Source organism: Pedobacter nanyangensis (assembly GCF_003313505.1).
In the GTDB taxonomy this organism is placed as follows: Bacteria; Bacteroidota; Bacteroidia; order Sphingobacteriales; family Sphingobacteriaceae; genus Pedobacter; species Pedobacter nanyangensis.
In genome coordinates this window covers 1-19,269 of sequence record NZ_QMHO01000016.1, presented here as the reverse complement: position 1 = coordinate 19,269, position 19,269 = coordinate 1, and the positions used below count along the sequence as shown (strand labels likewise).

Sequence of the window (19,269 nt, the reverse complement as noted above, 5' to 3'; positions counted from 1 at the left end):
CTGAGCACACATGAAAACAATCAAACAAAATATCCTTAAATTAATATTGGCCTGTCTTTTATTAGTAGCATTGGGCGGCTGCAAAAAGTTTTTGGAAATTAATCCCGATAACAGGATCAGGCCTACTTCCGTGGAAGATTATCAGGCAATCATGAATGGTGGCCTGCCCCAGGCTTTTCACCTTTTTACAGAGCTGTACACCGATAATTACCGTTTTTACGATTATCCCGACTATAACAACGCCAACATCCAATCGTGGTTAAAGCCCATTTATCTATGGTCTGATGAGTATATCTCCAACAACGCCATTACCCCCGAGGCGGGCTGGCGTAAATATTATAATTCCATTTATGTAGCCAATGTGGTTTTAGAAGGTTTGCCAGAAGCCACTGGCGATGAAGCCCATAAGGCATCGTTGCGGGGAGAAGCTCTATTGGTGCGGGCCTATTGCCACTTTATGTTGGTTAATATTTTTGCCAAGCACTATAACGAGGCAACCGCTGCTACTGATTTGGGCATTCCATACGCGTTGGAAACCGAAAAGGAAAATAACAAGCAGTATAAACGAGACGCCGTGAAAACGGTTTATGACCTCGCAGAAAAAGATGCCCTGGAAGGATTGAATCTAATTAACGATGCCTTGATTGCCGTGCCCAAGTTCCATTTCTCTAAAGCATCGGCGCATGCCTTTTTAAGTAGGTTTTATCTTTTTAAAGGCGATTTTGAAAAAAGCTTGATGCACAGTGAACAGGTTTTGGCGCAAAATGCCGCCATCAGGGATTTGTTTAAAGATTACGATGCGTACATGGCTACCGGTTTGTACAATGAATTTGCAGACCGATATGTTTCTGTAGACCAAAGTAACATTCTGTTGATGAACCGTACATTGGAGTGGAATTCTTTCTTTAGAAGTGGTTTATATGCCAATGAGTATAGGTCCACTTTCGCCAGTGCTGACCTGCGTGGGCGCCTATTCACCTTCAATAGCAACCAAACACCCAACTACAATGTGCGCAAGTTTCGTTCATTGCGCCCTTCAGATGGCCAACAATACTCTGATATAGCCCTTTTTGTGGTAGAGGAGGTGATGTATAACGCTGCCGAGGCCGCCATCAGAAAAACCAGTCCCAATATGCAGTACGCCATTGATAAGCTGAATGCCATCCTGGTAAAACGGTTACGTCCGTACACTGCCCTGCAACTTTCTGATTTTCCCACTACACAAGCTTTATTGGATAAAATTATCGATGAAAGAAACCGGGAATTGTGCTACGAAGGCTATCGATGGTTTGATATCAAGAGATTTAACATTCCGGTTAGCCACTGGACCGAGAACGGAACTATTCATCTGCCAGCAAATGATTTAAGGCGGGTGTTCCAAATTCCGGTACCCGAGTTAACTGCCAACCCACTAATGGAGCCCAACCCAAGATAAACCAAACAACATGAAGATGCTCAACAAAACAAACACCCTTAGGATTTTGCTCTTGGCCATACTTGCTGGTTTTGCAGGTTGTACCAAGGAAAAAGCCATTCCTTTTGAACCCCATGTGGAGAAAGAAGTGGCCAACAATCCCACTGATTTGGCCATACAGGATATTTTAAAAACCTACCAAACCAAAATTGTATATAAGTGGGACAGGAGGTATATCAGCGCCGACGCCTCGGCAACGCCACCGCAGTTTGAACTGATCAAGCCTTACATCGATAATATTTTAAGAAAATTGTTCATTGCGGCCTACGACCGCCAAAAAAGTGATTTCATGGTAAAGCACATGCCTATTGAAATGATTTTTATTGGCAGTAGCATCAACTACGATGCGGGCGATGAGCGGAATTTCAGCGCCAGCGGCATGGCACAATCTTTCAGCAGGATTCTTATCACCGGAATTAATGCCTACGATTTGAACAACAAATCATGGTTGAGGGGCCAATATGCCACCCTGCATCATGAGTTTGCGCACGTGCTCGATAAAATTTATAGCCGGCCAATGGGGTTCGACGACGTTTCCAAGGGACTTTACGCAGGCTCAACCAGTTTTGCCGTATTTACACAGGCCGAAGCCCGTTCCAGGGGCTTTTGGAAAAACTACGGCATGACCAATGAGTCCGAAGACTTTGCTACTTGGGTAAACGGGATTGTGACCACGCCCAAAGATGAAGTGCTTACCATTGTTGCCGCAAATGATCTGCTGAAAAGAAAATACACCCTTGTTTACAATTTCTATCTCAGCAAAGGCATCGACCTACATTTATTACAAGAGTACTTACAAACCATACTGCAATAACCATGAAAATTAACAGTACATATCTCAGAACATTATTGCTGATGGCCTTGGTAAGCATCATGGCCTGTAAAAAGGAGCAAACCATACTGCCCCAAAAGGAAAAGCCAACCCCTTTAAACGAAATACAGGCCAGTTATAAAAAGGCATTGGTTGCCGAAACCAACGGGTGGTTTATTTCGTACCAACCTACGGCGCAAAGCGAAGAAATTGCCATTTGGATGAAGTTTTTGGAAAATGATTCCCTGATCCTCAAAGCGGGGTATTCCGAATTTCATGAAGAACAGCATATTGGATCCTATGGTTTCGGCGGACAGGTGAGTACAGAAATCCTGTTTTCTAAAAATACTTTGTGGGCCACTTTAGAGAAGGATTTGAACGGTTCCCATAAGTTTAAAATTACCCGAGAAAACGATGGTACCTTTAAATTAAGGCGTGCCGACGGGTTTGACGACAAATTTTTCATCCTTAAAAAAGCTACCGCCCCGGATCTCCAGGTATTGCAGCAGCAAATAGATGTTATCCTGGGCAAAATAGCTTACGAACGCGAACAGCAACGACTGCGGTTGGTAGCTGCGGGTAAACTGGCCACCTTGGGTGCAGATAATGTTGGCTTTTATTTTCAAAACCTAACGGTTGATGATTTTAGTGCATATTGGTCTGAGCTGGACACGGTAGCCAAAAAGTTTACGTTGAAATGGAAGGAAGGCGTAACCGAAAAAGAAGGGGTTTTTAGCTACACCTTGGTGCCTAATGGCATTGCCCTAAACCCTAAGCTACAATCTGGAACGGTAATGATTGACACCATCAAGTTTGATGACTATAGCGATCACCAACTTGCCATCGCCTCGGCCGGCAACGCCGGCGCAGGTAGCTGGGGCTACAAACACGTGCCAGCCTACCCGTACCAAACGGCCATAGCAGGAGCACCAGCAGGCTATACCACCGCCGATCTGTTTATCAGAGGAGAATTGCCCCGGTTTTTTGGCTATACCTTAGATGATTTAAACGCCTACTACAGCCCAGCTTTACAGGCTCATCGTGAGCAATTACGCCAAGCCATGTCGGGTACTTATGTTACCGGTTCGGTTTTCCGTTTTCAGTTTTATAACCATAGCGATGCAGGCAGTACGGCCGCTAATCGTTTAAATTCTTTGCAGATACTTACCCGTAATGCCTCCAATGGCTCTGTTTTTCTGCCTTATTATTACGATATACAAAAGAAAGATGCCAACCACGTAATCATTACTTTCAACGGAGGTACAAGTACGGCCAGCGCACCCTTTTTGAATGCGGCCCAGGAACTTATGGCGGTAATTTTTCCGCCCGAAGGCTTAACGGTTGTACCGGTAAGAAAAAGCGGATCTAACCAGCTATTGAGATTGGTAAGCCGTAAGGATAGCCGCATTTGGGTTGAATTATTGGTGAGCACACCAACAGGCATTTATTTTAATTAAGATCAAGATGAAGCATTTTTTAACGATATTGTTTTTAGCGGGTATCTTAGTTGCCTGTAAAAAAGAAACTAAAACTACCATTCCAGAGGACATTGCCTCTCTCTCGCAATTACAGGAAAAATATAAACAACAGTTGGTGGCCGCCGCCGATGGCTGGATCATCGATTATCAGCCCGCTAGCGGACAGGGAAAGGTAGCTATTTGGGTAAAGTTTAATGCCGATGGCACCGCCAACATCCTCTCTGACTACAATGGTTACACCACTGAGCAGGCCAATGTAAGGTATAGAATTGGCGGTGTAAACGCTCCCGAACTAATTTTCGAAACCTATAGTGCATGGCATGCCATTGCCGAAAACATGGGCGGAGCTTTCGAGTTTGTACTGGCCTTTAACAGCGATGGCTCAGCCAGTTTAAAGCGCATTAACGAAAATACTAAGCAAATCCTGAAAAAAGCCAGCGCTGCGGATAAGGCTGATTTGGTTGGAAGAGCAAATACCGTAGTGCTTTTAGAGAATTTTACCAAAAATGCCTCGGGTTATTTCAAAAACTTAATATTGGGTGGTATATCAGCTTTTTGGGAGTTAAATCCGCAAGCCAGAACCATCAAACTAACCTGGTTGGATGGCAACGGAAACCCTGTCTCTGAGCAGTTTGTGTACACCAATATCGCCAATGGCATTGCCCTTAACAAAGCTTGGAAACCGGCATCTTTCACGGTGGAGCGCATTAAATTTGGTCAGGCATCAGCCAATGAACTACAGGTAACAGAAGCAGGTACAGCTGGTGCTGGTAAAATTGCTGTAGACCATGTGCCGGCATTTCCGTACAGAGGTACCGCGGATTACTTTATTCAACAGAACGGTACGGTTAGATTTTACGCCTATACCCTGGCAACTACGGCCGACTATTATAGCTCAGCCCTGGAAACGGAGTTTTTAAAGATCAAAGCGCTAACAGGTGCCGAAACTTTTAATGCGCAGTTGTACAACAGAAATGGTACGGCGCCAAATCTTACTAATTCCTTACAGTTCAGGTACATTATGCCAACAGGAACCACCGCACATGATGGTACCGCTTCAGGTTGGATGGTGTATTACTATAACCTGCAAAAAATGGACGAGAGCCATGTGATCATTACCCCAACGGGGGCAACCAATACTGTTGCAATACCATTTTTGCCTGCGGTTACGCAGTTTCTATCCTACATTTTTCCACCAGAAGGCGTAACCATTGTGCCTTTTGGAAGGGCTGGAGCACTACAGCGCATCCGGATAGTGAGCAGAAAAGACAGCAAGTACTACATGACCGTTACGGTAAGTACACCAGCGGGTGTATTTGTAGACTAAAACTGATTGATGATAGTGTGTAAGTATAAATAATCCAATCCGTTGCCCCGTTAAGCGAGTTGTCCATCGTGCTTCTCGCTTTTCTTGGGAGATTTTTTTCATTTTCAACCAACCGCCATGCCTTATTTTAATCTCCGTTTAATTGTTTTTGCGTTCATTGGCCTATCCGTGTCTGTGGCCAGCGCACAAAGCTTAAGCCTTTCACAACTCCTTAAAACGCCGTATGTGTCCAATTTGGCAGTGTCGCCACAAAGCACAGATATATTATTTGTATTGAATAAAGAAGGACGTAGAAATGTGTTTAAGGCCACTCCCAGTGAGCAATTGCAACAGCTTACCCAGTTTAATGACGATGATGGACAGGAAATATCAAACCTTAACATCAGTAAGGATGGACAATGGGCGGTTTTTGTGCGTGGCGGCGATCATGGCGCCAATAGCATGGCCAAACCTATAGATCCAAAATCGGGAATTGTAGCACCAAAAATAGTAATCTATAGCATCTTTTTGCCAACAGGCCAAGTAAAGCTGTTGGCCGAAGGCGATTTTCCAGCACTTAACCCTGATTCCAAAACCCTTGCTTTTATCAGCCGAGACCAAATCATGGGCGTTGCCGTTGACGGTAGCGCACCTGCTAAATTATTGTTTTATGCCAGAGGAAGTACTAGGGGCTTGCAGTGGTCGCCAGATGGGAAAAAACTGGCCTTTGCTTCCCGTAGAACAACACATTCGTTTATTGGCATATTTGAACCAGGGAAAAAAAATATCCATTGGGTAGCACCATCTTTTTTTAAGGATGATTTTCCCAATTGGTCACCTGATGGTACGAGCTTGGCTTTTGTAAGGCAGCCAGCTACGGGCGGAGAAACAGATTCGATCACGGCTAAAAAGCATCGCCCCTGGGCCATTATGGTAACTAACCTGAATACCGGCCAAACCCAGCAAGTTTGGGAAGCCCCAAAAACTTTGCAAGGCTCGGTGCCTGCATGGCAAGGCGGCATTAACCTCAACTGGCCTACGCCACAGCAATTGGTTTTTTTAAGCTACCACGATGGCTGGCCACACCTTTATAGCATTGCGCCTTCGGGTACTGGTTTTAAACAAATTACGGAGGGTAATTTCTCGGTAGATCAAATTAGTTTCAGTAGCGATGGTAAAAAAATCGCTTTTGCAGCCAATAATGGCAAAGAAAAACAAGACCTCGACAGGAAACACATTGGTGTAGTTAACGTAGATGGCAGTTCATTTCGGATGCTCACCAGTGGCGATGCCATAGCTGCTGCACCAGCCTTTATCAATCAAGATCAACAATTGGCCATTATTCATGCCAGTTCAACATTGCCACCAAGCCCCGCCATCATTAATCTCTCCAATAACACTGCTCCAAAACGTTTAGCCCAAACCATTTTCCAAGATTTTGATGCACAAGCATTGATCGTACCTGAACAAGTAAGTTTCAAAGCTGAAGATGGTTTGCTGGTTTATGGCCAGTTGTTCAAACCCCAAAAAAGCAGTGGAAAAAGCCCCGCCCTGGTATATATCCATGGCGGGCCACGCAGGCAAATGTTTTTGGGCTGGCATTTTATGGACTACTATTTTTACGACTATGCTTTCAATCAGTATTTGGCAAGTCAAGGTTTTACCGTTCTGGCGGTTAACTATCGCATGGGCACTGGTTATGGTTATCATTTCCAAAACCCAGACAATGCGGGAAACCTGGGCGCTGCTGAATATTTGGATATTTTGGCTGCTGGAAAGTGGCTCGCAAGCCAAAAAAACATTGACGCCAATAAGATAGGCGTTTATGGGGGCTCGTACGGAGGTTATTTAACAGCCTTTGCCCTAGGTAAAAACTCGGATATTTTTAAAGCAGGTGTAGATATTCATGGCGTGCACAACCGTGAGCGAAAATCAGCAGAAGGACCAACGGCCCCAGATGCAGACCTGGCCGCCAAACTCGCCTCCGTTTCGTCGCCATCCAACTATGTCGACAAATGGACCTCCCCAGTGCTCATTATCCACGGTGATGATGACCAAAATGTAAACTTTACGCAAAGCTTGGATTTGGTGAATAGATTAAAGGCCAGAAATGTGCAGGCGGAGTATCTGGTGATTCCCGATGAAACCCACCATTGGATGGTATTTGAAAACCTATTACAGGTAAAGCTAGCTACCGCTACATTTTTAATGAAACATTTAATGAAGCCATAAACATCATGAAAATGAAATCTATTTATAGCTTGTTGCTTTGCACTGTGGCAATTTTGCTGGCAAGTTGTTCAAGCAATAGAACGTTAAGCAAAAACATTCAAAAGCTCAACAACGATTCACTGTTTAACAGCGCCCATATCGGGTTCATTTTGCAAGACGATGCCGGAAAAACATTGGTGGCGCATAATGCCTCCAAGTTGTTTATTCCCGCAAGTAACACCAAGTTGTTTACCACTTATGCGGTACTAAGAACTTGGCCTGATAGCCTGCCGGGATGGTTTGTCCATCATGGGACAGACACCCTGTACCTTAAACCCAATGGTGATCCAACTTTTCTGCATCCCGCTTTTTCGAAACAACAGGTATTTCAGCAAATTCTTAACAGTAAAAAGGTAGTCGTGATTGAAAAGACATCAACCGCTTCGTTTACCAGATTGGGCTTTGGTTGGTCGTGGAACAGTTATCAGGAATGGTATATGCCTGAGCGGTCTGGAATGCCCATTTATGGTAATGTGGTAAAATTTGAGCAGATAAGCGGTGGTGTTAAAGTTACGCCCAGCTATTTCCAAAATAAGCTGAAAGTGAACAATATTCCACAAGATAAAAAGATGAGTGTAAGCAGGGCAATGGATAGCAATGATTTTACCGCCAACCCTGCGGCTGTGGGCGCAAGCATTAGGCCTTTTACCCAAAAGGAAGATGCTGACCTGAATTATCGCCTGTTGGCCGATACCTTAGCTAAGCTTCATAAACAAATCCATTTTGCGGAAAGCCAAATCCGAAACGAGGGCTTTTGGAAACCCTATTATACGTATAAAACAAGTGAAGTGCTTACGCCGATGATGCACCAAAGCGATAACTTTATGGCCGAACAACTTTTGCTTATGGCCGGTAGCAAATTGGTAGGAAAACTGGCCGATAGGCAAGCGATAGCCGCATTACAGCAAAGTGATTTCTCCAGTTTCCCGCAATCATTTGTTTGGGTTGATGGCAGCGGACTAAGCAGAAACAATAATTTTTCGCCGCAGGTACTCACCGCATTATTATACAAAATGAGGCAAAGCTTCGGCTGGGAAACCGTTCGCCAAATCCTGCAAAAGGATCAAGCTACCGCCACTGATTATTATAAAGGCTACGAAAATAATATTTGGAGCAAAACCGGTACCCTGGGTGGTAACAGTACCACTTTGAGCGGTTACCTCCTAACCAAAAAAGGCAAGCGATATTTCTTCTCGTTCTTGGTGAATAACCACCATCAAAATCAAGTGTCTATCCGCAGAGCCGTTGAAAAATACCTCGTTAACATCATTGAAAACTATTAGCACCCGCACACACATGAAATTAAAAATATTCCTCCTGTTAACTCTTTCGGCTATTGTAGTTAAAGCACAGCAAGCTGAAAATATCGACACTAAAATAAATGCGCTTAAACAGCAAATAGACAACCTCAGCTTCAGTTTCGACGAGCTTTCCAAAGGCATCGAAGATGTTTCCTGGGAACATAAAATGGCCGATATCGCTTTTGTAGACAAGGTTCGTTTTTCGAGCTTGGCATCAGCGCAGGTACGCAGTAAAACTGGAAAAGGCTATAACAATCCACTTACCATTTACGCCTATGTATTTGTACCAAAGGGCATCGATTTAAATAAAAAATACCCTTTAATCGTGTTGGTACATGGCGGTGTGCACGGAAATTTCGGATTGTCAAACGCTCATATTGTGAGGGAATTATTGGCCCAAGGCTATGTGGTTGCCGCACCCGAATATCGTGGAAGTACGGGTTACGGCAAAAAATTTCAGCGGGAAATTGATTACGGCGGCCGTGAGATTGACGACACCAAATATACCCGTGATTATATGCTGCAGAACTACGATTTTGTAGATAAAAACAGAGTAGGGGTAATGGGGTGGAGCCATGGCGGGATGCACACACTCATGAATTTGTTCCAGTTCCCCGACAGTTATGCCGTGGGGTATGCCGGTGTTCCCGTGAGCGATCTGATCATGCGCCTTGGTTATATGAACGATGAATATCGGAAGCTTTTTTCTGCCGATTACCACATTGGCAAGGAGGTATTCCAAAATGTGAAGGAATACAGAAAGCGATCGCCAGTTTGGAATGTAGAGAAATTGAAAACCCCACTGCTTATCCACGCCAATACCAACGATGATGATGTACTGATCGAAGAAGTAGAGCACCTTATTAGCGCCCTTAAAGCCAACCAAAAGAAATTTGAATATAAAATATATGAAAATGCTGCGGGCGGCCATCATTTTGATAGGATAGATAACTACGCATCTAAAGAAGCAAGGCTAAAAGTGTACCAGTTTTTGGCCAGCTACCTAAAGCCAAACCACCCTTTTAAGGATGTTGGCGCCCTCAGTAAGGCGGGATATTATCCTGCCAAATAAACCATGATAACCTATTGTTGCGAACCACTAAAACTAAACAATATGAAGAAAATTTTACGATTAACAGGTGTTTTGGTAAGCGTGTTAAGTCTCAGTGCTTTAGCGCAAAACAAAACCATTTATGTAAATGCTGGTAATACCGCGGCCCCCGTTAAAGATGGGATCTCTTGGGCTACCGCTTATGTAAGTTTACAGGAAGCCATAGACAATGCCATAGCCACTGATAAAATATATGTGGCTGCAGGTACCTATAAACCATCTGCAAGGCCAGCCGGTTTAAGCATCGACAATGGCGCCAGGGATCAAACCTTTTTGGTTCCAGAAGGCGTGGCACTATACGGCAGTTTTAAAGGTGACGGCAGCGATGATGTGAATACCCGTAATTTTACGCTCAATCCCAGTATTTTAGACGGCGATTTAACGGGAGATGATCAGGGTGACGACCTTAGTAAAAAAGTAGACAACGTACTGCATGTGGTCACCATCATTGGACATGCTACCGATACCTTCGTGATGGATGGATTTACCGTGCAAAATGGTTATGCCAATGCCGGGTATCTTACCCAATTGGGCACCACTAATTACTACAGCTTTTATGGCGCAGGTATTTTTTTGAGAGATGCTGGCGGGACTTTTAAAAACATGTGGGTAAAAAACAATATCGTGAATGCCAGTACCGCTTCTTCGGCAGCCTATGCGGGCGGCATTTTCATTGCTGGAAGCAAAAGCGTTTCGCTCGAAAACTGCGAAATCGTTAACAACAAATGCTTTAATACAGGAGCTGGCGCAGGTTATGCCGGAGGCCTGTATTGCGGTGCAGCAACAACACTTAAAAGCACCAAAATTCAGGGCAATAGTGCCAAATCGATAGCGGGTGCGGTATATATTGCTTCGGGCTTTAGCCCTAGCTTTGAAAATGTAGACTTTGAGCAAAACACCGCACAAACGTCTGCAGGCGCAGTATATATTTTGGGTGCCAGTGCCGCCAATAAAAATACCAGTTCTTTTATAGGAGGCAGTTTTAAAAATAATGAGGTTACGGGTACAAGTGCCACTACGGGCAATGGCGGGGGCATTTATATGGCCAGCTATGCAAGCCCTTCTTTTACCAACGTTATTTTTGAGGGCAACAAAGCTAATTATGCGGGCGGTGCCATTTACAGTTTGGGAAATACTGCCGGACAAAGTCTGCTAACCTTAAGTGGCGGTAGCTTTAAAAGCAATGAAGCTGTGGGCTACAGGGGCGGGGCAGTTTACGCCTCTAACTATACTGATGTAACCGCAACTAACCTATTGTTCGAAGCCAATACTGCAGGTGGGCATGGCGGCGCCGTTTTTTCCATTGGTGCAGCCGGTAATGTTAACAGCTTATCGTTTACCGGATGTAATTTTACACAAAATACCATCAACGCAGGTTCGGCGGTTAATGGCGGGGCAGTGCATTTTAACATTTATACCGAAGCCATACTGAGCAATGTCAATTTCGAAGCCAATGCCGCTTTAAATGGTAGCGGTGGTGCTTTGTACATTGCGGGTACAGGTGCGAGCCTCAGCAAGTTAACCATCAACGGCGGTACTTTTAAAGGCAACACCGCTACAGGTAATGGTGGCGCTATCAATATCAATACCTTAACCGAAGCCACCTTAAACCATATTTATGCGCAGGACAATGTGTCGAACAGTGCTGGAGGGGCCATATTTACGACCGAAAGTACAGGCGGCCGTAGAGTCATCGAAAACGCCGTGTTTTACAATAATGAAGCTAAAACAGTTTTGGGCGGAGGTGCCATTTCCATTTCGGCCGCCCAGGTTGATATTATTGGGAGTACTATTTATGCCAACAAGGCTACTGCTGCAGCCGTGGGCGGGGGCATTAACGTGAGCAGTTCAGCCAATTCCATGGTCAATATCTATAACACTATTTTATACGGAAATACCTCGGCAAATAGCGGTGCCGATGTGGAGAAAGGCACATTGGCCAGCGTAACTTTAAAGCACTCGCTTACACAGCAATTTGGTACTCATGGTACAGACGGCGTAGTGGTGGGTGCAGACCCACAATTTTTAAGTGTTGACCCTAACCATGCCCAGTTTTTACGCCTGAAACCGCTTGTAGGTAGTTTTACAATAGATAAGGGCAATAACGCACTGGCTAATTTAACACTTGATTTGGCAGGGCAGGCCCGGGTGAATAATGGTGCTGTGGACATGGGTGCCTATGAAAATTTTAGCACCTTGCCAATTAAATTGTCCAACTTTTCCGCTAAAGTGGGCACACAGGGCGTTCAGCTAAGCTGGCAAACAGCAATGGAAGAGCATAATGATTATTTCCTTTTGGAACGAAGTAGCAATGGACTAGATTATGTATTGCTCAGCAAACAGTTATCAAAAGGTAATACGGCCGCTTCCTATACTTATTTAGACGCAAGTGCGAAACCTGGCGTAAATTATTATAAATTGAGCCAGGTAGACCAAGACGGGACCCTAGTCTCTTTTGAGCCCATTGTGGTCAACGTTTCTGTGGCACCGCAAAGCGATGCCCAAATTTATCCAAACCCAGCGGTGTCAGGCAAAGTATCGGTAAGTTTAACAGGCCAATCCTACCAAAAATTGGAATTGTTAAATCTTAGTGGGCAAATACTGCAAAGCCAAAAAATATCAGCTGCCGATAGTGAAAAAATTGTGGATATAAGCAATTATCCCAGCGGTGTATATCTTATGAAATTGACAGGCAAGGGAAAATCCACCATTAAAAAAGTACTCAAGCCTTAATGTGTTATCGGTAGGAAGCAGCCAGATCTTTGTGGCTGCTTCTTGCTATTAAATGATATCGACAAATAGAAAAGGAAAATCGCATGCTGTAGTCGATTTTCTTCCTGACGATTTAAATCGCAAAAATTGCTGGCTGCATTTATTTGCTGTGCTTCTTTTGGAGGCTTCTTTTGTGAAGGAATTGATAGATGACAGCCTCGTGCATCCTTGGTGCACCGCTAAACCTACGGTTGATATGCATGTGGATGAGATCTGCCAATAAGGTTGCCCTTCTTTCTATTCCGTATTCAGCTAACAAGTTTCGAAAGCGCTTAACCAGTCGCATATTCGTCTTTTCGGAAACGTGCTGAATTTGGTACGCTCGGTTGATTTTCTTGAAATCTGGCTGCCCAAAGCTCATTTCTATAGCAAAACTTTCCGCTAGGCTACGGAAAAACGAAACGTTTTGAGCCGGGTCATCAAACACCAGGTCGGCAAGTTTTTCGGCAAAAGTGATGATCTGGGCATAGCGATCCTTAGTCGAGAGATGCAGTTGCGTCAGCGCCCAAATACTATCCAGGTAGAAGAAATGTTCCACTTGGTCTAGCTGGTTTTTTCCATAACGCATAATCTCCCGTTCATAGCCCTTGATTTCCATTCGTTTGAGATGACTATATTGCGTACTAATGTCCATCAGCTGCTTTATAGCCGTTAAAATAGTTGGTATTTGTTTTGGATCAACCATTTTTAGCCGTAGCCTGATATGGGGCTCGGGCTGGTTATAGCGGATGAAAAACCATTGGGTGATCAGTGCCTTTTGTTGGATGATCAGTGTGTTGATCTCGTTCCTTAAAAATTCATCCATCACCTCAGGCCGCATGTACAACTCAACGTAAAACCACTCGCTGCCGGGCAGGCGCAGATCTCTGGTTAACCTTTTGCAAGTATTGCGCAAAAGCCCAGGATAGATTTCCTCCGTATGCGTGAGCGCTGAGAGGAACTGCGCATGGAACCGCATGCCGTGTTCATTGGTTACGGCAGCTGCTTGATCAATCAAAAATTCGGTCAAATACAGATCGCCTTCATATTGCTTTTGGTACAACTGCAGATAGTTTAGGTCTTGGCTCACCTTGGGATTGATAACCAAGGTTTGGTCTCCCTGCCCAACGCTACATAGCTGTATCTGAGGTCGCTCGGCAAACCATTTTATAAGTTGTTCAAAATTAGTATGTTTAGGTAATTTCCACTTGGCAAGGCAGGCAATAACTTTTTTGTAATATACCCTGGGATAATGGTCCAAGTTAGGGAACATTGTCTGAAGATCTAAAGTCAATCTGGGTTGGATGCCTTCGTACTGGAGATCACAAAGAAAACGGAAAAGATCCAGGTCTGAGCGGCCGTGATTGTAAGCTGAGGCCAGGCGTGGTATGAGCCTGGGGCCAGTCACATGGTGTAAAACCAGTTTTCCTTCCATAACACTGAGCGTGATGTCCTCCAAACGCAGTGGTGCATCCAAGGTGGACCAGCTGCCAATAGGCAACTCAGTGGCATAAAGCCGCTCCCTCCGATTGACATTGTCCGTCCTGCCCTCGAACTGATAGGCGAGATCGAAAAATATAGCTTGCGGATTTGCCCGCTGTTCAATACCGCTGAGCTGTCGGGCAATTTCACCAATCTGATCAATTGGGGTAAACCGCCCCAACAGAGCTGTCGCCGTAGCGCCGCCCGCATGCTGAACCACGGGATGATCTTCGTAGAGATGGAAGAGGATGCTGCTGGTGTTGGGCAACATCGCAACTGTTTGTTCTGGTTCAAAATCAGTGAGCTGAATATTTCCTCCGCTGATCATGCTGGAAAGGATAAACTGCTCAAATCTATCGAAGGTGATCATTTGGCCGGTACGGGACGGGGGGCGCCGCTGTAGTTCGCCCACCAAACCATCCTGTGGCAATTCGGTAGCATTGCCGTAACCTATACCCAAAATTGGATCCAGGGCCAAACTTAATGCCACACTACCCTGTTCCCAAAGTTGCAAAAAGGTTTTCCTGAACTGTTCCAATTGGGGGTTCTGGTAAATGGGTAAGCACCTGCTGATGAAATTGGCGTAGTCTTCCACTTCCATTGCCGTACCGTTGCTTAGGCCACCAGATACCGTGGTTCGGCTAGCGATTTTATAAAGCAATTTCTCCCGCACCTTGTCAAGTTTCCTGCGTTGGAAATAATCTTCGCCGGTAACATTTGCCTGTAAGTCGCACTCCATCAGCTGTAGCTCCAAGAGCTGCCTGATCAAAGCCAAAAGACTTTTCTTTTTCATCCCCAGTTCTTTGAACATTACCTCGGCAATGTCGTGAAATGCACGTCGCTCTTTACAAAAGTCCAAGATCAAACTGATATCCTGACGCTGTGGCACGGCATTTAGCCTGAACTCCTTTTCGCTACGGTACAGGTAATGGTATTCTTCCCCATAGGCATAGCCTAGTGGATTGGACCTGAAAACGGCCCCTTCCAGAGATTCCTTTTGATAGTTGAGCGGCTGTACTTCTTTCCAATCTACTCTGGAAAGGATATCCATTTCCTGGGAAATCACGATAGTTTTGCCTGAGGTATGTAAAGGTAGCACAGATAGTGCCGCAAATTCTCCAAAGGGGGTGGCACGGTATCGGCTGCGGTTGAAATATTTCCAGATCGTGAACCTTATCTTTTCAGGCTGTTTGAGCAATTCTTGGGCGGTAAGGTGTTCAATGTGAGGATAGAAATCAGCAGAAGTTTCCCTGATCAATCTTTTTAAGGTTGGCCAAGCCTGCTCGAAACTGGTATCAACGCCAAACAACGGGCTTCTGCAAATGGCCTTGGGGGCAAGGCTAAGTTTAGTTTTTTGGATTGGTTTCATTGATTAGCGGGTTTAATTCATGATTAAAACGTTTCCCATGATGGTCATGTTTAAATATCTCAAATATCCTTTGGTTGTTCCGTTTCCAGCCGCAAGTTGCCATTGAATGAAAAATGAGCCCTCATTTTTAGGGGTCTTAAAAGTTACAGCGGCACAAAATACGATCTGTTTTTGCGGGCAATTGTAGCTGTTGCATCGGTCAGCGTATCAAAATGGGAGAGGAAAAGACTTGTGAAGAGGCTGATGACATGATGGGCCTTATTCTATTCAATTGGTTCCACTTTCAACGAATATCCTTGTGTTAAGAGGATACGAGCGATGTGTTGCTTTAAAAGAAATTTTGCTTAGGGCCTGAACTTTACGGTAAGTTTTGTCCAAAACCAACCATCATTGTTGCCATGTTCGAGTATGGCATTAGAGCCATAGTAGTCGTTTAGTCTGGTCTTGATGTTGGCAATTCCGAGCTTGGTGCTGGGGTAGGTATCCATACTGTTTTCGCTCCGGTTTCGTGTACAAAAAAGCATTTCCCCGCTGTTTCCATGGAAGGTGATTTCAGCGGGTGCCGCAGGATCCAGAAGATCGCCATGCTTGAATATGTTTTCTACCAAAGTTAAAAGTACGGTGGGTATCAATTGCAGGGCCTTGTCCTCGAGCTCAACGTTGCAGATCAAATTTAGCTTACCGTCGAAACGCATTTGGTTCAGTTGGATGATATTATCAATTTGAGCCAATTCCTGTTGAACGGGGATTAGCCCGTCGGCGGTTTTTTCCATTGCGAAATGCATTAGCTCCGATAAACGTACAATCGCTTCGTCCACCTGTTCTGGTTTGCGCTTGCTGGCATAACGTACAAAGTTGAGTGTATTGAAAAGTAAATGTGGGTTGATCTGGGCTTTCAGGAAATCTCGTTCTGCACGTATGAGCTTGCTATTCAGTTCTGCCATGGCCACAGCCCTTGCCATCTCGTCCTTAGCACGCCTAAGGTAGGTACGAAGGAAATAATAACCTGAAGAGAACATCATAAACAGCGCACTACGCCAAACTGTGGTGAGGAAAAATCTGCTGTTAAGCTGCAGTGGTGTATTGCGCAAATTCAGCAGCTCCAGCGCATAGCTGAGGGCAATTGTTATGGCAAGATACAGGGATAGTTCCACAGCCAATAAAAATGGCAGGCGCCAAATGGTCTTTTTCCCTTGGTCGAAGGCGCTTGGCATCAAAAAATGCGCATGAACATAGAAAAGAACAATATTCAGGGCATAAAACGCCACGTAGTAAACAGGATGGGCATATTGCCCACTAATCATTCCCGCCACCAATATTTCGTAGGCAATGAAGATCGCCCAGCAAACTAAATGTACTTTTAAAGTTCCATCAGAACGATTTTGAGGGTTCATATAATATCTAAAAGGGTTGCTATAATAAAAATGTTTACACTCACTATTCAAAATATTCTTGGCGTAAAAACTCAACGCCATGAATTTAACTCACAAAAAAATCAAAATGAGAACTAGGTTCGCATTTAGGAAAACAATTACCAACGACAGTTTCAGCACGGATCCTACAACTTCTTCTTCAACTTCGGTGACGACTACTGCGATAACGACGATTACCGATATGTTAACCAGCTTGGTCGGCGGAAGAAAGTTAGGTCACTAAGATCTCAGGCTGCGTTTGCGGACAAAGTCCAAAAACGCAGCTCTATGTGTTTCCCCTACCGAATAAATTTGTTCATTCCGCATCCGGATCACATAGCCGTCTACCGTTTTCACTTGATCCATGTTCACTAATACTGATTTGCTGATCCGGTAAAAATTTTCGTATTTGCGCAGTTGCTCGGCAACCGATTTAAGGCTCATGTAGGTCACCAGTTCCCTATCTATACTACGGATCGTGACGTAGTTGGCCATGGCCTCAATGGCATAAACCTCCTTCAGATTTATTTTGGTGAACAGGTTTTTGTTGCCACCCTTGATGAACACACTTTCGTCAGAGCGCTGCCCAATATGCCTTTTTTGCTTTTGTACTACGTTCGTGATGATCTTGATAACTGCTTCGGTACTAACTGGTTTGAGCAGGTAGCCAGCGGCATGTACGTTAAAGGCATCTAGTGCGTGTTCGCGATAGGCCGTCACGTAGATCAGGTGATCGCAATACGTCTTAAGTAACTCAGCTGCTGCAATGCCGTTAAGCCTTGGCATCTGGATATCGCAGAAAATCACATCGATGTGTCCGATTTCCTTTAGGAAGGCAAGTGCATCCGAAACATTTCCAAATTCTCCGCTAACAGAGATCCCCGGTACGCGGGCCAAGATATCCGCTAGTTCCGAAACAGCATGTGGCTCATCATCTATGATTATACTCCAAATCTCCATAATCTTGCACGCTTTCATTAGGTGTTCCCTAAGCTATAAAAAATATCACAACCCCTATAGCCCTAATTATTACCTGAATATATTTTAGAATAAGGATGAAATAAAGGTAAAATGTTGCAGATTTCAAAGGGATCGTATAATATTTAAAGGGTTTCGTGTAAAATTATGGATACCATACAATCATAATTGCATATTCAAATCAGGCAATGAATGGACGAACTCAAGATTATTTGTTTAAATGACGCTCTCATTTACAATTGATAATTAAAGAAAGCTATGTACGCGGGAGGCGGCATAACCGCCTGAACAGCGGAACTGTTTAAGGCGATCGGACATCAATATCAAACATAGGTTGTTTGCTTGGTTTGGTCGGGGAAATAGGAAACCCTATTTCCTCCGTCCTTCTTTAAGGCTCTCCTTAGCGTTTGATTGACCGTTGGACGTTGAGAAACTCACCTTTATTTATGGAGTTGCTTCATAAGTTTTTATCCTAAATCTAAATTCGAAATAAATTATCAGCTACCTATGTTAACATTGGGATAGACGGATCTATCCTTTAGTTTTTGGTGGAGGATATTCCAAAAGTGGTTGCCTTTTTTCTCCAGCGTGGCTACATATTACGCTCTAAAGTAGCCACCTGATTTCGCTTAAAAGTGACCATTTGGCTAATTTTAAAGGGTTTTAAGCATTGGATTTGTTGTTCTGGGTTGATGCGTAGTCACCATGTTTTACATGCTTTAGGGTTTCTTAAACTTGTCTAAAATCGAAAGATTAATCAAAATGTCCAAATATTGGACTTTCTGTAAATAAGTTATTTAACCCCTTTTCAGTGAGTCAGCTTTTGGTAGGGGGTGACTCACTGATTTTAGGAGAATTTGTGAACTTTTTATCGTGCCCATAAAGCAAAAAAGGCCGTAAATCTTAAATTTACAGCCTTTTAAACGTTTTGATACTAATAAAATTAGCGAGAAGGGGAGTTACTTTGAACACCTCCTCATGTTTTTGGAATTAATTGAGCCGATAATTGGCTCAAAGATTCAAGTAAAATCTCACGTCAGCGGGCCTCAAATTACGAATATAGCTAAGTCGTTGAAGACAAAGAAAAATGTCAGGAAAGGTGTAGATTATTCCAAAACTGGCCACATCTAACGTCGCAAACTGGCACTGATTTTCGCCGAAAAGTGTTCAATCGGCTGATTTTAAGCAGATTTAAGACTATCCAAATGTGTTCTGGAACAAGGTGTTGTTTAATGAGCGAAATCGATTCTTGGTTGAGTAAATACCGCTTTAAAAGGAAATCAAACTTGGACAGCTTATCTATTTTAAGACCGATATCAATTGGGTACTTTTGGTAGCTCGTAATGGCTTTTGCGAAGCAAAAGGAGCCTTCTTTCAGGATTACTGATGAAGGTGGCTATAGAGGGGCAACAAGAATCTGGTATTCTCTGAGAGGATCTGTGCGGTAAGCATCAGACTACAAATCCATAGTGCCTACTGAACAGTTTGGAACGTACAGGGATGGATAGTATTTCCGAAATACACA

Annotated in this window: 12 protein-coding genes; 9 read left to right on the top strand and 3 right to left on the bottom strand. The window is 44.1% G+C overall.

Annotated features, from left to right (window positions below; all coding sequences use genetic code 11):
• The first annotated feature begins 10 nt into the window (after nt 1-10).
• The 8 genes from DUT71_RS18415 (at nt 11) to DUT71_RS18380 (ending at nt 12,485) form a co-directional block, all read left to right on the top strand.
• On the top strand, nt 11-1,435 hold the full coding sequence (locus tag DUT71_RS18415; RefSeq protein ID WP_113664021.1) for a RagB/SusD family nutrient uptake outer membrane protein: 1,425 nt from the start codon (nt 11-13) through the stop codon (nt 1,433-1,435).
• Nucleotides 1,436-1,445: 10 nt separating this feature from the next.
• Nucleotides 1,446-2,288 (top strand): substrate import-associated zinc metallohydrolase lipoprotein, encoded by an 843-nt coding sequence (locus tag DUT71_RS18410; RefSeq protein WP_113664020.1) that lies wholly within the window; start codon nt 1,446-1,448, stop codon nt 2,286-2,288.
• Between the two features lie 2 nt (nt 2,289-2,290).
• Entirely contained in the window at nt 2,291-3,742 is a 1,452-nt protein-coding gene (locus DUT71_RS18405; protein WP_113664019.1) for a DUF4302 domain-containing protein, read from the top strand.
• A gap of 7 nt (nt 3,743-3,749) precedes the next feature.
• On the top strand, nt 3,750-5,090 hold the full coding sequence (locus DUT71_RS18400; RefSeq protein ID WP_113664018.1) for a DUF4302 domain-containing protein: 1,341 nt from the start codon (nt 3,750-3,752) through the stop codon (nt 5,088-5,090).
• Nucleotides 5,091-5,207: 117 nt separating this feature from the next.
• Nucleotides 5,208-7,301 (top strand): S9 family peptidase, encoded by a 2,094-nt coding sequence (locus DUT71_RS18395; RefSeq protein ID WP_113664017.1) that lies wholly within the window; start codon nt 5,208-5,210, stop codon nt 7,299-7,301.
• A gap of 11 nt (nt 7,302-7,312) precedes the next feature.
• Entirely contained in the window at nt 7,313-8,623 is a 1,311-nt protein-coding gene (locus tag DUT71_RS18390; protein ID WP_162796116.1) for a D-alanyl-D-alanine carboxypeptidase/D-alanyl-D-alanine-endopeptidase, read from the top strand.
• Between the two features lie 13 nt (nt 8,624-8,636).
• Complete coding sequence (locus tag DUT71_RS18385; RefSeq protein WP_113664015.1) at nt 8,637-9,713, top strand: alpha/beta hydrolase family protein; 1,077 nt, start codon at nt 8,637-8,639, stop codon at nt 9,711-9,713.
• Between the two features lie 42 nt (nt 9,714-9,755).
• Nucleotides 9,756-12,485, top strand: coding sequence for a T9SS type A sorting domain-containing protein (locus DUT71_RS18380; RefSeq protein WP_162796115.1), 2,730 nt, complete (start codon nt 9,756-9,758; stop codon nt 12,483-12,485).
• A 139-nt stretch (nt 12,486-12,624) separates the two neighbouring features.
• Here the strand turns inward: DUT71_RS18380 and DUT71_RS18375 are convergent, their stop codons facing one another.
• Together DUT71_RS18375 and DUT71_RS18370 are read right to left on the bottom strand one after the other, a co-directional pair.
• Nucleotides 12,625-15,354 carry a lantibiotic dehydratase gene (locus DUT71_RS18375; protein WP_113664013.1) on the bottom strand — a complete coding sequence of 910 codons (2,730 nt, stop codon included), beginning with the start codon at nt 15,352-15,354 and terminating at the stop codon, nt 12,625-12,627.
• Nucleotides 15,355-15,698: 344 nt separating this feature from the next.
• Nucleotides 15,699-16,748 (bottom strand): sensor histidine kinase, encoded by a 1,050-nt coding sequence (locus DUT71_RS18370; protein ID WP_162796114.1) that lies wholly within the window; start codon nt 16,746-16,748, stop codon nt 15,699-15,701.
• Nucleotides 16,749-16,854: 106 nt separating this feature from the next.
• On the opposite strand from DUT71_RS18370, the gene DUT71_RS20295 reads away from it, so the two are divergent.
• Complete coding sequence (locus DUT71_RS20295) at nt 16,855-17,010, top strand: hypothetical protein (protein WP_162796113.1); 156 nt, start codon at nt 16,855-16,857, stop codon at nt 17,008-17,010.
• Here DUT71_RS20295 and DUT71_RS18365 read toward each other — a convergent pair.
• The gene (locus tag DUT71_RS18365) at nt 17,007-17,744 is read right to left on the bottom strand and encodes a LytR/AlgR family response regulator transcription factor (protein WP_113664011.1); all 738 of its coding nucleotides are present in this window, start codon (nt 17,742-17,744) and stop codon (nt 17,007-17,009) included. The two genes, DUT71_RS20295 and DUT71_RS18365, sit on opposite strands and share 4 nt — an antisense overlap.
• Nucleotides 17,745-19,269: the final 1,525 nt, after the last annotated feature.